At 57.0% G+C, this 13,742-nt stretch carries 16 protein-coding genes; 10 read left to right on the top strand and 6 right to left on the bottom strand.

Translation table 11 applies throughout. The features are described from left to right. Nucleotides 1-15: 15 nt before the first annotated feature. The 3 genes from II896_08035 to maf are packed head-to-tail and all read right to left on the bottom strand — an operon-like array spanning nucleotide 16 to nucleotide 2,345. Nucleotides 16-780 carry a type III pantothenate kinase gene (locus tag II896_08035; protein MBQ4444579.1) on the bottom strand — a complete coding sequence of 255 codons (765 nt, stop codon included), beginning with the start codon at nucleotides 778-780 and terminating at the stop codon, nucleotides 16-18. Between the two features lie 2 nt (nucleotides 781-782). Further along, nucleotides 783-1,787, bottom strand: coding sequence for a rod shape-determining protein (locus II896_08030; protein MBQ4444578.1), 1,005 nt, complete (start codon nucleotides 1,785-1,787; stop codon nucleotides 783-785). Between the two features lie 3 nt (nucleotides 1,788-1,790). Then, nucleotides 1,791-2,345, bottom strand: coding sequence for a septum formation protein Maf (maf, locus tag II896_08025; GenBank protein MBQ4444577.1), 555 nt, complete (start codon nucleotides 2,343-2,345; stop codon nucleotides 1,791-1,793). 148 nt (nucleotides 2,346-2,493) lie between these two features. Here maf and II896_08020 point away from each other — a divergent pair, with 148 nt between their 5' ends. From II896_08020 to rpmA, 9 genes are all read left to right on the top strand, one after another. After that, a complete protein-coding gene (locus tag II896_08020; GenBank protein ID MBQ4444576.1) occupies nucleotides 2,494-3,702 on the top strand; it encodes a tyrosine--tRNA ligase in 1,209 nt (402 codons plus the stop codon). Beyond that, nucleotides 3,699-4,325 (top strand): YigZ family protein, encoded by a 627-nt coding sequence (locus II896_08015; protein MBQ4444575.1) that lies wholly within the window; start codon nucleotides 3,699-3,701, stop codon nucleotides 4,323-4,325. Before II896_08020 ends, II896_08015 begins: the two co-directional genes overlap by 4 nt. Beyond that, nucleotides 4,322-4,930 carry a RecX family transcriptional regulator gene (locus II896_08010; GenBank protein ID MBQ4444574.1) on the top strand — a complete coding sequence of 203 codons (609 nt, stop codon included), beginning with the start codon at nucleotides 4,322-4,324 and terminating at the stop codon, nucleotides 4,928-4,930. Before II896_08015 ends, II896_08010 begins: the two co-directional genes overlap by 4 nt. Further along, nucleotides 4,908-5,615 carry a biotin--[acetyl-CoA-carboxylase] ligase gene (locus II896_08005; GenBank protein ID MBQ4444573.1) on the top strand — a complete coding sequence of 236 codons (708 nt, stop codon included), beginning with the start codon at nucleotides 4,908-4,910 and terminating at the stop codon, nucleotides 5,613-5,615. Before II896_08010 ends, II896_08005 begins: the two co-directional genes overlap by 23 nt. Then, nucleotides 5,609-6,496 carry a P1 family peptidase gene (locus II896_08000; GenBank protein MBQ4444572.1) on the top strand — a complete coding sequence of 296 codons (888 nt, stop codon included), beginning with the start codon at nucleotides 5,609-5,611 and terminating at the stop codon, nucleotides 6,494-6,496. Before II896_08005 ends, II896_08000 begins: the two co-directional genes overlap by 7 nt. A gap of 66 nt (nucleotides 6,497-6,562) precedes the next feature. Beyond that, a complete protein-coding gene (locus II896_07995; GenBank protein MBQ4444571.1) occupies nucleotides 6,563-7,450 on the top strand; it encodes a hypothetical protein in 888 nt (295 codons plus the stop codon). Nucleotides 7,451-7,662: 212 nt separating this feature from the next. After that, nucleotides 7,663-7,968: a 50S ribosomal protein L21 gene (gene rplU, locus II896_07990; GenBank protein MBQ4444570.1), complete on the top strand. Its 306-nt coding sequence runs from the start codon at nucleotides 7,663-7,665 to the stop codon at nucleotides 7,966-7,968. Further along, the gene (locus II896_07985; protein ID MBQ4444569.1) at nucleotides 7,968-8,303 is read left to right on the top strand and encodes a ribosomal-processing cysteine protease Prp; all 336 of its coding nucleotides are present in this window, start codon (nucleotides 7,968-7,970) and stop codon (nucleotides 8,301-8,303) included. The genes rplU and II896_07985 overlap by 1 nt, the downstream gene beginning before the upstream one ends. Next, entirely contained in the window at nucleotides 8,300-8,578 is a 279-nt protein-coding gene (gene rpmA, locus II896_07980; protein ID MBQ4444568.1) for a 50S ribosomal protein L27, read from the top strand. The genes II896_07985 and rpmA overlap by 4 nt, the downstream gene beginning before the upstream one ends. Before the next feature lie 127 nt (nucleotides 8,579-8,705). Here the strand turns inward: rpmA and II896_07975 are convergent, their stop codons facing one another. Both II896_07975 and II896_07970 read right to left on the bottom strand, forming a co-directional pair. Continuing rightward, complete coding sequence (locus II896_07975; protein MBQ4444567.1) at nucleotides 8,706-9,380, bottom strand: uracil-DNA glycosylase; 675 nt, start codon at nucleotides 9,378-9,380, stop codon at nucleotides 8,706-8,708. Between the two features lie 9 nt (nucleotides 9,381-9,389). Then, nucleotides 9,390-10,535, bottom strand: coding sequence for a class I SAM-dependent RNA methyltransferase (locus II896_07970; protein MBQ4444566.1), 1,146 nt, complete (start codon nucleotides 10,533-10,535; stop codon nucleotides 9,390-9,392). Nucleotides 10,536-10,616: 81 nt separating this feature from the next. On the opposite strand from II896_07970, the gene II896_07965 reads away from it, so the two are divergent. Next, a complete protein-coding gene (locus tag II896_07965) occupies nucleotides 10,617-11,765 on the top strand; it encodes a 1-acyl-sn-glycerol-3-phosphate acyltransferase (protein MBQ4444565.1) in 1,149 nt (382 codons plus the stop codon). Between the two features lie 108 nt (nucleotides 11,766-11,873). On the opposite strand, the gene II896_07960 is transcribed toward II896_07965, so the two are convergent. Continuing rightward, complete coding sequence (locus II896_07960; GenBank protein ID MBQ4444564.1) at nucleotides 11,874-13,550, bottom strand: alpha-galactosidase; 1,677 nt, start codon at nucleotides 13,548-13,550, stop codon at nucleotides 11,874-11,876. Nucleotides 13,551-13,742 lie beyond the last annotated feature (192 nt).

Genomic DNA, 13,742 nt, shown 5'->3' with positions numbered 1-13,742 from the left:
CCTTGCGAAACGCGGTCAGGCGTTCAGTAGATAGAGTTGCAATAGGCCTTTGAGCGTAAGCGCGCGGTCGTAGACGTCGATGAAGGTGCTGTCGTTCAACAGTTCGGTCAGTCCGCCCGTGGCGATGACTTTGACCGTATCGTCCCCGAGTTCCGCTTTGATTTGCTGTACGACGCTTTTGACCAACCCGCTGAAGCCGTAGATGGCGCCCGCCTGAATGTTGGTGATGGTGCTGTCGGCTATGATGGAGGCGGGCTTGGTGAGTTCGACCAAAGGCAGTTGGGAGGCCTGCTTGGACAACGCGTCCACGCCCGTCTTGATGCCCGGGGCGATGCAGCCGCCCAAGAAGCACTTGTTGCGGTCGATGACGCCGAACGTGGAGGCCGTGCCCAAGTCCACGACAATGGCGGGCGCGCCGTAGTGGGACACCGCGCCCACGGCGTTGGCGATGCGGTCCGCGCCCAAAGAGTGTGGATCGGCATAGCCGAACGTAAGCCCCGTGCGGAGCGTGCAGTCCACCATGATGGGCGTGCGCTTCATATAGAACTTGCAGGCGTGCGTCAAGGTGTAGTTGAGAGAGGGGACGACCGAACTCATGATGACGCCCTCCACGTCGGCGAACGAATAGCCGCGCGTGGCGAACAGATTGCCGATCTCCACCCCGAACTCGTCCGCGGTGCGCCCCGTGCGGTTGCTGACGCGCCAGCTCATTACGATGGCTTCACGCGAGCAGAGGGCCAGCTTGATATTGGTATTGCCTACGTCGATGACAAGAATCATAATTATTCCCCGCGAAGACCGATCATACGGTATAGTTTCGCACGGTCGTCAAAGAATACGGCCGCGCCGCGCGCCACAGACGAAACGTCGGGGTGAACCTCGACGGCAAGGTTGAGTTGATTCGTCAGATAGGTGTCCAGATAGCGTATGCCCGAAAGACCGCCGTACAGTTGCAACCCGCCGTGCTTCAGCGAATCCGCCAAGTTTTCGGGGCACAATTTGGACATGGCGATGATGCTGTCCACCAACGCGTTGACGATGGGCAGAATGGCGTTGCGCACGTCCTGCGAAGAAATCTCTATCTTTTTGTAGTCGCCCGTGGCTACGTCCTTGCCCGAAATGAGGGTGACGCCGTTCTCACGCTCAAAGAGCGTGCTACGCTCGTTGAGAAGTTGCTCGGCACGGGCTTGGCTGATGGTGACGTTGTAGTGACGGTAGACGTACTCGTAGATGGCCTCTTGCATCTTCGCGCCCGAAATGCTGACGCTGCAACCCGTGGCGATGCCGTTCTCCTTGACGATGGCGATGTCCGTGACGCCGCCGCCCATGACGACGACGAAACTGCACCCCGTCACCACCGACGAAGCCGCCGCGATGGGCGCTTCGAGCAAGGTGACCGTCTTGATGCCGAGGTGATAGAACACGTTTTCGAACTCCAGCCGTTCGGTGGTGTGCAGACCGCAACTGACGACGCATATCACGTCGATTTGCGGACGGACGATCATGGGCTTGGTGATGCGCTCGATGAAGGCTTTGAGCATAAGACACGCCGCCTCGGAATTGACCACGTTGCCGTCCTTGACGGGGTAGACGTAGTACACGTCCTGGGGCTTGTGCTTGGAAATCTTCATCTTGTACGCCTCTTTGCCCACGGCGACCGTGCGCATTTTGCCGCCCACTTTTTTGACGGCGATGAGCGTCGGCTCCTCGACGACGCGGCCTTGCTTGCGCTCCACGATGACCGTGTTGGACGTACCCATATCCACGATTAAACTCAATTTACACATACTTTACTCCTTATAACCGAACGCGGCGAGGTGTCGACGAAGGGCCTCGACGGGGAGACCGACGACGTTGTCCAAACTGCCCGACAGCGTGGTGGCCGTGAGCGTGGGGTCCTGTATGCCGTAGGCACCCGCTTTGTCGCGGGCGTAGCCTGCCGACACGTAGGCGTCGATGGCTGCGTCCGTCATGTCTATGCGTACCTCGCTGGCCTCGAAGAACAGGTCGTACCGCGTGCCGTCCGTAAGACAAACGCCCGTGTAGACCGTGTTGACCGAGTGATTGAGCGAGGTGAGCATACGCTTGGCGTCCTCGTCCGAAGTGGGCTTGCCGAGGAACGCGCCCTTGTGGCACACGATGGTGTCCGCGGTGACGAGCCATTCGCCCTCGGCGAGGCGCACGCCCCTTGCCTTTTTGGCGGCCGTGTACATCACGTATTGGGCGGGAGAAGTCAGTAGACAGCGCTCGTCCGCAGAGGAACGGCGTACCTCGAAGTCGGATACGACGCGTCCAAGCAGTTGTTTGCGTCTCGGGGAGGCGCTACCCAATACGATTTTGCTCATAGACCTATTATATACCATACGAGCGCCCATTGTAAAGTGTAAATTGCGCGACTTGGCGTATTCGGGGGATAAACGCTTGCAAGAAACGAACGATTATGGTATGATAGTATAAGATTATATTTGCGCGAGCGCATTAGGAGGTACGTAGATGAGCAACGTGATGGATACGTTACGCGAAAGAGGATTTATCAAGCAAGTCGTGTTCGAAGAGGACTTGTACAAGCTTTTGGACACCGAAAAGGTGAGTTTTTATATCGGCTTCGACCCCACGGCGGACAGTTTGCACGTGGGACACTATTTGGCGATGATGGCCATGGCGCATATGCAGAGAGCGGGGCATCGCCCCATCGTCCTCATCGGCGGCGGCACGGCTATGGTGGGCGACCCCTCGGGACGCACGGATATGCGCCAAATGATGACCAAAGAGGTCATTGCGCACAACTGCGATTGCTTCCGCAAGCAGATGAGCCGCTTCTTCTCGTTCGAGGGTGATAACGCCGCCATTATGGTCAATAACGCCGATTGGCTGTTGGGACTCAACTATATCGACTTTATCCGCGATATCGGCAGTTTGTTCTCGGTCAACCGTATGCTCACCGCCGAGTGCTTCAAAACGCGTATGGAGAAGGGCTTGAGTTTCCTCGAGTTCAACTATATGTTGATGCAAAGTTATGACTTCTTGGTGCTCTTCCAAAAATACGGCTGCTGCCTGGAGTGCGGCGGCGACGATCAATGGTCCAACATTCTTGCGGGCGCCGACCTCATTCGCCGCAAGGAGCGCAAGGACGCGTACGCCATGACCTTCCAACTGCTCACCACGTCGGAAGGCAAGAAAATGGGCAAAACGCAGTCGGGCGCCGTTTGGCTCGACCGCGAGAAGACTTCGCCCTACGATTTTTATCAATATTGGCGCAACGTGGACGACGTGGACGTGGAGAAGTGCCTGAAACTGTTGACCTTCCTGCCTTTGGACGAGATCGCCGAGTTGGTGAAATACCGCGACGAGCGTATGAACGCCGCCAAAGAGCGGTTGGCCTATGAGATCACCAAAATCGTGCACGGCGAAGAAGACGCCGCCAAAGCGCAACAGCAGGCGAGAGCGGCCTTTGCGGGGGACGGGGACAATATGCCCACCGCCACCATCGGCAAGGACGTCGTGAGCGTGGTGGACGTGCTGGTGGCCACGGGGCTCGCGCCCAGCAAGGGCGAAGCGAAACGCTTGATATTGGGCGGCGGCGTGTCGGTGGACGGCAACAAGATCGCCAAAATCGACGAGGCGTTGACGGATAGTCAACGGGCCAACGGATTCGTGCTGCATAAAGGTAAGAAGACGCATATCAAAGTGACCGTAGAATGAGCGAATACACCACCATCAAAGAGCAAGTCGTTTCGGTCGTCACCATCAAGCACAGCAAGTTCATAGCGACTGCGGTGCCCGTGGCGGACTATGACGACGCTTTGGAGAAGGTGGCGCAGATCAAAAAACAATATCCCGACGCGACGCACAATACGTACGCGTTGGTGGCGGACGAAATGGGCATGCAATGCAAGTATTCGGACGACGGCGAGCCGTCGGGTACTGCGGGCGTGCCCATTCTCGAAGTGATAAAAAGAAAGGGCGTCACGCACGTTTTGGTGGTGGTGACCCGATACTTCGGCGGGATAAAGTTGGGCGCCAACGGCTTGGTGAGCGCATACGCCGGCGCGACGGCCGCCGCTCTGGATGAGGCGACCAAAGTGCGTATGGTGATGAGCGCCGTGTGTAAGGTCAAGTTGGACTACGCGCTCGGCGGGCGCATCAACGCCCTCGCGCAAAAAGCGGGCGGCAGAGTGGAAGCCACCGAGTACGTGGACGGCGTGACGGCGACGGTGGTATTGCCCGACGAAGCGGCGGAAGGGTTTCGACTCGACCTCGTGGAATACTCCAAAGGAACGGTCGAATTTGCAATAGAAGGACACGAATACCGGGGGTACGTATGACCATTACCGCTATCAATAAGCGCAAAAGACAGGCGCGTTACGATATCTTTTTGGACGGCGAATATTTCGCCACGTTGTCCGATCAAGCCATTCTGGAAAACCGTTTGAAAGTAGGTGACGAGGTGGACGGCGCGGCGTTTGCCGAACTGGTGAAAGACGCCGAGAAGCAGGACGCGGTGCACTACGTTTTGGCGGCGTTGAGCGCGCGCGCCTACACCGAAAAAGGGGCGAGAGATAAGTTGAAAGACCGCGGGTTTTCGCCCGAGGCCATCGCTTACGCCTTGGAGAGAATGGCGTATTACGGCTATATCAACGACGAAGAATACTGCAAAGATTATATCGCGGAGTGTCATAATACCCGCTCCAACCGCCGCATTAAGCAGGACCTGTGGGAAAAAGGGATTAAGGACGCCGTGGCCGAGAAGTATCTCAAAGACAACGACGAGCACGACGCATGTATGCTGTCCTTGACGCGCAAAGCGCGCGGAAAAGAGTGGACGGAAGAGTTTGTGCTCAAATTGACCAAATATTTGCTCGGTCAAGGCTACGAATACGACGTGGTGAAAACCTGTCTCGGTGAGTATGCGACGCGCGACGAAGATTAGGTGGATCCGCCTCGCAGAAACGGACAGCACCAACGAGTACGCCAAAGGGCTACAAGCGGTGCATAATACCGTGGTGATGGCCGACCGGCAGACGGCGGGTAAAGGGCGGGACGGCCGCTCGTTTGCGTCCGAAGAGGGCGGCGTATATATGAGCGTGGTGCGCATGGACGACCTGCCCGTACGCGAAAGCGCCAAATACTATTTGGCGGCACCTTTGGCCGTGGCGGACGCTTTGGCCGAATGGGGGCTGGACGCGCGTATCAAATGGCCCAACGACGTGAGAGTGGGCGACGCCAAGATCGCGGGGATATTGGTGGAAACGGTGTGGGAAAACGACCGCGTAAAGCGCGCCGTGGTGGGCATAGGCGTCAACGTGCGTAACGACCTCGGCGGCGTGCCCGTGCGGGCGACCTCGATGAGGCTGGAGGGCGCGGACGCGTCCCCCCGCGAAGTGGCAAAGCGCATCGCTTGTCGATTGGACGAGCGGTTGGCCCAAACGCCTGCGGAATTGATAGAGGCGGTCAAAGAGAAATTGATCAATATCGGCAGAGCCGTCGTGTTCGGCGACGGCACGGAGGGCGTCGCCGTGGATCTGGCGGACGACGGCAGGTTGGTCGTCCTGGTGGGCGACAAACGGCGAATGGTAGCGGCGGGAGACGTGTCGCTGAAGGAGGAAATATGTTAAACGCATTTCGATTGGGACATTTCGAGGACGTATCGTTGGGGACGGGCGTGACCGTCGTATTGGCGCCGTTCGGCGCGACCGCTTCGGTGTCGGTGCAGGGCAACGCCCCCGCGACGAGAGAGACCGACCTACTGCGCAGCGAATGCACGGTGGAGAAGATAAACGCCGTGGTGCTGTCGGGCGGCAGCGCGTTTGGACTGGACGCCTGCTCGGGCGTGATGCAATACCTCAAAAAGCGCGGCTACGGCTACGATACGGGCGCGTACAAAGTGCCCATCGTGTGCGGCGCTTCGTTGTACGACCTCGAATACAAGACCTTCGGCTATCCCGACGCGGATATGGGCTTGTATGCGTGCGAAACCGCGGGCGACTTCGTGGATATCGGCGGTAGTTTCGGCGCGGGGTGCGGCGCAACCGTGGGTAAGTTGATGGGTATGGCGCACGCCGCTAAGGGCGGATTGGGCGTAGCAGTCATCAAAATCGGCGCGGTGGAGATGGCGGCCGTGGTGGCCGTCAACGCGTTCGGCAACGTGTACGACCCCGATACCAAGACGATGATCGCGGGCGTCACAAAGGACGGTAAAGAGGTGAATATCGAGAGCAGTCTGCGCTACGGCGTGGAGGGCATAGCGGGGATGAATACCACCATCGGCTGTGTGGTGACCAACGCCAAATTGACCAAATCCCAGTGTAACGTGGTGGCCAAATCGGTGCACGACGCCTACGCGCGGTGCATTCGTCCCGTGCATACCGTGTTGGATGGAGACGCCGTGTTCGTGATGAGTTCGGGCGAGGTGGATTGCAATCTTTTGGCCGTGCAGTCCGAGGCGACCGTATTGATGATGCGCGCCGTTAAAAACGCATTCCGCAAGGATTGTTAAAATGTATATTGACAAAGGCGTCTATTATATGTATAATAGATGTATGTAAACTCTTGGAGGCTACTTATGGAAGGAAAATCCGGCATTAACTTTGTTTTGATGATCGTCGCGGTGCTGTTCGTCGTGATCGGCGTCGCCTTTTGCGTGATGTTCGGTATCAATATGACTATCCCCGGCAGAACCTACGACGTTTCGGTCAACTTGTATATCGGTTTGGCCGCCATCGGCTTGGGCGTGTTGATGCTCATCGGTTGCAATATCGCCACCAACGTGCGTATCACCGCCGACAACAGTTACGATACGATGCGCCACGTGGAAATGCTGTGCAAGAAAGAAGGTATCAGTTTGGCAGACCTCGCGAGAAAGGACGCCAAGACCGCCAAGAAAGAGGCGGAACTCATAGAGAAAGAGCGCAACAAAGCCTTCGAGGAGCAAGCGCAAGCCTTGGGTCAGGCACAGGCACAGGCCATCGCCGCGGCGCAAGCGCAGGCTATCGCCGACTTCCAAGCGCAACAGGCGCAACAAGCGCAGCAAGCCCCCGCGCAACAAGCCCCCGTGCAAGAGCAAGCGGCGGCCGAAGCGCCCGCCGCCGAGGAGACGGAAGCCCCCAAAGAGGCCGCTTCGCAAGAGGCTGAAAAAGTGCAGAATTGCGGCATCGAGTACGCCGAGTGGAAAGAGAAAGTGGAAGCCATCGGCATCACCTGCGGCACTTGCGGCGGGGAAATGAACGTGCGCAATACCAAGAAAGGCATCGTCGTGTTGGCGTGCAAGAACGTGGCGGACGGCAGTTGCAAGGCCACCCCGTTGCCCGTGGAAAATATGGCGCAACAATTCGTGGAGTGGTACAACGCCGCCTTCGGCGGAGAACTCGAGGCATTCGATATGGATACCTTCGTCAATACGGTTGGCTCCATCTCCGTGACCGACGGCACGGTACGCTTCGCCGGCAAATAATCGAAAAGACAATCGAAAAGCACCGCACGACGCGGTGCTTTTTTTGCGGGAAGAGGTTTCGACCTCGTGGGGCAATAATAATATATACTAAATTGAAAAAAGTATTTGACAGCGGGGAGTGGATATGGTACAATCGAAAATAGCCGCGTGGAAAGGGTTTAAGTGGCTGCGGCCCACCCGTACAGCGAGACTGGAGAAGAGGAGGTAGAACTATGTACGCTATTATCAAGACCGGTGGCAAGCAATACAACGTGCAAGCGGGCGACGTCATTCGCGTGGAAAAACTCGAAGAAGAAGCCGGCAACACCATCAAGTTGGACGTGTTGTATATCAATGACGAAGGCACTGTGTTGGTCGGTAATGACGTGGCAAACGCTTACGCTGAGGCAGAAGTGTTGGGGAACGGCAAAGGTGAAAAGATCGTCGTTTACAAATACAAAGCCAAGAAGAATATCCGTCGTAAGCAAGGTCACAGACAACCGTTCACGGCGCTCAAGATCACGAACATTGTCAAGTAATGACGAAGGCAGTATTTACTGTAAAAGACGGTAGAATAGTTCAAGTGGCGGTCAACGGGCATACCGGCTATGCGGCGGCAGGCGAGGACATCGTGTGCGCGGCCGTGAGTTCGGTGGTGCAGGGCGCGGCGCTCGGGGTACTGAAAGTAGCCAAAGCCGAAGCGACCTATCGGACGGACGACCGCAAGGGCGCATTGTCGTTGGCCTTGGCCGAAGGGCAAAAGGAAACGGCGGCGCACGACGCGGAAGTTATATTGAGGACGGCACTCGCGGCCGTAGAGGACATTGCCAAGGGCTATTCGCAATTTGTTAAAGTGGAGGTAAAAGAATTATGACGTTTATTAACATTCAGTTATTTGCTCATAAGAAAGGTGTCGGTAGTTCGCGTAACGGTCGTGATAGCCAATCCAAGAGATTGGGCGCCAAGAGAGCGGACGGTCAATTCGTGTTGGCCGGCAATATCTTGGTTCGTCAACGCGGCACCAAGATCCACCCCGGCAACAACGTCGGTCGTGGCAACGACGATACCTTGTACGCTTTGATTGACGGCGTGGTCAAGTTCGAGCGTCTGGGCAGAGATAAGAAACAAGTCAGCGTTTACGCAAAGTAATTGCCGCAAGGCAAAAAAGAAAGGCTGTTGAGAATTAAACCCAACAGCCTTTTTGTATGCCTTTTTGTATGCCTTTTCGTTTGCCCTGACGAGGTGCGCCGTGGGCGGCGAAGCCGAACGATACGCCTTAGTCCAAGGATAACTGCCAGCGAATGGGGGTTTGGCCGTGCTTTGCTAAAAACTCGTTGGCGCGAATGAAATGATTGCACCCGAAGAAGCCGTTGTAGGCGGAGAGGGGGGAGGGGTGCACGGATTGCAATACGAGGTGGCGGGATTGGTCGATAAGCGCCGCTTTGCTGCGGGCATTGGCTCCCCACAAGAGGAAGACGATGGGCTCCTTGCGGTCGGACAGGCGGCGAATGACCTCGTCGGTGAAAGTCTCCCACCCCTTGCCCTTGTGCGAGTTGGCGGCGTGCTCGCGGACGGTCAGCACGGTGTTGAGAAGGAATACGCCTTGCTCGGCCCATTCGACCAAATAGCCGTGGTTGGGAATGACGAAGCCCGTCTCGGCGTGCAATTCCTTGTAGATATTTTGAAGAGAAGGGGGAACGTCCACGCCTTTCTGCACCGAAAAGGCCATGCCGTGCGCTTGCTTCGGCTCGTGGTAGGGGTCTTGCCCCAAGACGACCACTTTCACTTGGTCGTAGGGGGTGTATTTGAACGCGTTGAAAATGTCGTACATATTGGGGTAGATCGTCCTCGTCGCGTATTCGCGTTTGAGAAATTCGCGGAGTTCCAAATAGTAGGGCTTGTCGAATTCGCCCGCGAGAACGGCGTCCCACTCGTTGCCGAAATGAACCATATTGACCTCTCAGACGTTGGATTTGGGCGGTTTTTTGCCCATATATTGATATAGGCGGCATTGTATCTTGCCGTTGTACATTTTGCGATTCTTGTCCGCTTTGCGCCCGAACGCCTGCTCCAAAAACGGATAGGCCGATATGAGATAGAGACTCCAATCGGGCAAAGCGACGTAGACCTGCCAAAAGTCGCGCATGAGCGTATCGACCTGCCTGTCGTCCAGAAGCCGCTCGCCGTAGGGCGGGTTGGTGACGATGACGCCGTAGGGGTGGGAAGACCTGACCTCGCGCATATCCATACATTGGAAGTGCACGTCGTCCGCCACGCCCGCGTTGGCGGCGTGCGTCCTGGACAACTTGACGGCGGCGGGATCGACGTCGAAGCCCGCTATGCGTAGGTCGCCGCCTTGGCGAATACGCGCTTGCGCTTCCTCGCGCACCGTGCGCGATATCGAGTCAAAGCCCGTCCAACAGTCACAGGCGTGCGTACGCCTTAGCCCGGGGGCTACGTTGCGCGCCATCAAGGCCGCTTCGATGGGAATGGTGCCCGAGCCGCAGAAGGGATCGACGAGGGGCTTTTGGGGGTTCCAGACGGACAAAAGCAGTAGCCCCGCCGCCATCGTCTCTTTGATGGCCGCCTCGCCGACCAAATTGCGGTAGCCGCGCTTGTGCAAGCCCACGCCCGACGTGTCGATGAGGAGAAGGGCCTTGTCTTTGGTGAGGCGCACGGTGACGTCGTATTCCACCCCGCTTTCCTCGATAACGGGGGTATGATAGGCCTTTTTGAGTGCCACGACGATGGCTTTCTTGGTGATGGACTGGCACGCGGGCACGCCGTAGAGCACGCTTTGGGCGCTCTTGCCGTGGACGTGTACGCGGGCGTCCTCGGGTAGATACGCAGCCCACGGTAGGCTCTCCACGAAGTCGAAAAGGTCGTCGAAGGTGGTGACGTTTTCCTTGGCGCCGACCACAACGAACACGCGCTCGGCCGTCCGTAGGTACATATTGCATCGGACGATATCTTCCGCCGTGCCCTCGAAGGTGAGCATACCGTTATCGGCGGGCGCTTTGGCTATGCCCAAAACGTCGCGCAGCTCTCGCTGTGTGACCGCTTCCAATCCGAAATCCGTCGTGACGCCTATCGTATATCGTTGCATACGCATATTATATCACATTCGCGGGCGTTCGTCTATGCGTTGGGATTGTATTTTGCTTGAATTTGTGGTAGAATACCTATAATGAACGAAGTGACGAAGGGCAAGAAGAAGAGAGAATGGCGAAAAGGCCTGTTCGCCCTCATACGCCCCGCCGTGCGATTGGTGGCGCGGGTGTTTTTCGGCGCGTCGACCAAGGTGTATCGCCATATCGAAGGGCCGTATCTCGTCATCGGCAACCATACCTATATAGCGGACGCGATGCTGATGGGCGCGGCCTTCCGCGAGCCATTGCATATCGTGGCGGCTTCGGCTACCTTGGCTTCGAGCGGCTGGGGGCGCGTGGTGCGGTTTTTGGCCGACCCCATCCCCGTGGACAAGGCGGGTATGGACGTGAAGGGCATCAAGCGTATGTTGTCGGAGGCCCGTGCGGGGCACAGCATAGGGCTTTTCCCCGAAGGGAATATCACCATAGACGGCAGTCCGTTGCCCTTTGACCGCGCGGTGGCCAAGTTGGCCAAACAACTGCGGCTGAAAGTGGTGTTGTACCGCATCGAGCGCGGCTATCTCAAGAAACCCAAATGGGCGGAATGCAAGCGCAAAGGGCGCGTATGGGGTAGCGTGACGGACGTCATCGAAGTAGACGAAGTGGCGGCGCTTTCGGTCGACGAATTGTACGAGCGCATACGACGGGGAATAGACTACGACGTGGTGGCGGCGCAAAAGGCGGCGCCCGTGGCTTTCCCCGCGAAACGGCTTGCCGCCGGTATCGAACGACTGCTGTATTATTGCCCCGAATGCGGAGAGAAAGGGGATTTCCAAATAGAAAAGGACGATTTTCGCTGTGCGCATTGCGGGCACATGTATCACGTGGACGAATACGGGTTTATCGGAAACGCGCCTTTCGACAATACCGAGGATTGGAATCGCTGGCAGTTGGCACGCGTGCGCAAGGAAGAAGCGGTCGAGACGTTTGCCGTGGAGGGGAAACTCTTGCACGTCGGCGAAAAAAACGTCGTTGGCGTCGGGCTGCTCGCGGCGACCGAGACAGGCGTGGGCATAGGCGGCCGGGCGGCCGCATACGACGAGATCGAGGGCGTGGTGCTACACGATTGCAACAACCTATTGCTGACCGTCGGCGGGGAAGAGTACCGCTTCGTGCCCGACGATCGTCACGCCAACGTGATGCCCCTTTTGACCGTGATAGAGGATAGAATCGGGAAAAGACAATAAGCGTAGCGCCGTTGTGGGCAAGTCTTCGATATTGACCGCGTAAACGACGAAAGCGGAATGAAAAAATCCGACACCATAGGTGTCGGACGTTTTTCGTATAGGGGTGTCCTAGGCTTTGATGAGGTCGCGCACGTTGCTTTCGCCCGTTTTGAGGTTGAAGCGAAGCGTCTCTTGCTTGCCGTCTCGCTCGAAGACGAGCGCGATATCGTCCACGCCCACGTAGTCGGCCGAGACGATTTTGGCGTTGGATTCGCCGAAGAAGTACTTGACGTATTTGAGCGCCTCGTCGTCGTACTTGCCCACGTCGTCCGAAACGAACAACACGCCGCCGCAGAGGTGGTTGACGAAGCCCAGCAACAACTTCTGGTCCATCGTGAACTTGAGGTTGAAATCACGCAGGAAGAAGACGTCGGGATCGTTGACGAAGGCTCTGCCGTTGAGGTGACGGCGGAAGATGGCGTTGACGATGGAGTTTTGCGCAGAGGGAACCTCGGCGGCCAATTTGAGACGATTGACGTAGGTGCCCGCATATTGCGGCGCTACGTCGCAACCGATGCGGCAGGCGTCGAATACGCCGAAGCCCGCGCCCAAAGGTACGCCGCAACCCAAGAACAACTTGTCGCCGCAGCATTCCCTCAGGAAGTCGACGGCTTCGCACATGATCTCGCCGCGCGTTTTGCCGTTGCGGGGGAACATGGCTTGCGAGTAGAGGAAGTCCAACTTGACCATATCGAAGCCCCAATCCTCGAACACCGTGCGGAACACCTCTTTGATATGGGCGCGGAACTCCTCGTTGTACATATCGAACGCCAAGGCGTTGAAGCGGGCGAACAGACCGCGGACGGGTTTGTCCTCGTGCATAATGAGCCAATCCTTGTGCTCCTTGTACACCTTGGAGCCCATGGTGCAGTTGAAGGGGGCGAGCCACAAGCCGGCGTTGTAGCCTTTCTCGTGGATCTTGTCCGTGAGGTAGCGCATACCGTGGGGGAAACTCTCCTTGAGGGTGGTCCAGTCGCCGACCTTGGTCATAAAGCCGTCGTCGATCTGGAAAATGTTGGCCGAGTCACCCGCGCGGGTAAGCCCCTCGATGTCGCGGACGATGATATCCTCGGTGATATTCTTGAAATAGTTGTACCAGCTGGTATAGCCGCTCATGCGGGTGATGCGGGGCTTTTGGACGCCCAACGCCGCGAAGTAGGCGTCGAACACCTCGTCGTAGCCGCCCGTAAAGTGCAGAATGTTCATCGCTTCGTAGGGTTCGCCCGCCGCAAGCGTCTTGCCCTCGATGTCCTTCCTGATGGCGAAATTGCCTTCTATCATGTCGGCGACGAAGATGGTGTAGCCCGTGCGCTCGGAGGTGGAGCCGTAGAAATCCAACTTGCCGTCCTTTTTGTAGTAGGTGTACGTCCAACTGTGGAAGTGGCCGGCGCCTTTGTCGGGGGCGAAGAAGCGATAGTCGCCCGAGCAGGTGACGAAGTCGTCCGCCATCTTGCCGAGGTGGCGCAAAGGCGTGCAATATACTTGAGAAACGTCCGTCTTCTTGTACTCGCGCGAGGTCGTCCAGGCCTGGAAACCGTTGGCGAAGAAGACTTCGTCCTCGTCCGACGCGTGCGGGCAGTCGAGACTGATCTCCAGCATTTGCATATCCACACGGGGATTGACGATCAATTTGATGCTGTCTTCGGTGACGATTTTGTCAATCGTGTAGTGTACGCAGCGCTCTTTGTGCGTTTGGAACAGCACGCCGTCCACGCGATATTTGACGGTAAAACGGTATTCTTCCATATTATCCTCCTAATAAAATATAGAAATATATACCCATTATAAACTATTTCGGGTGAGGTTTCAAGACCGTTTGGCGAATTTTTTGCGTGAAATCGTGAGTTTTTGCGATGATTTTACGCCGAATTACCATCGTAAACGGCAAGGCGCAAAAAAGCCCGCTATAAGCGTGCCTATGAGCCGACGGGATATACC

The organism is Clostridia bacterium, assembly GCA_017394805.1.
In the GTDB taxonomy this organism is placed as follows: Bacteria; Bacillota; Clostridia; order Christensenellales; family CAG-1252; genus RUG14300.
This window is presented reverse-complemented; position numbering and strand designations above follow the sequence as displayed.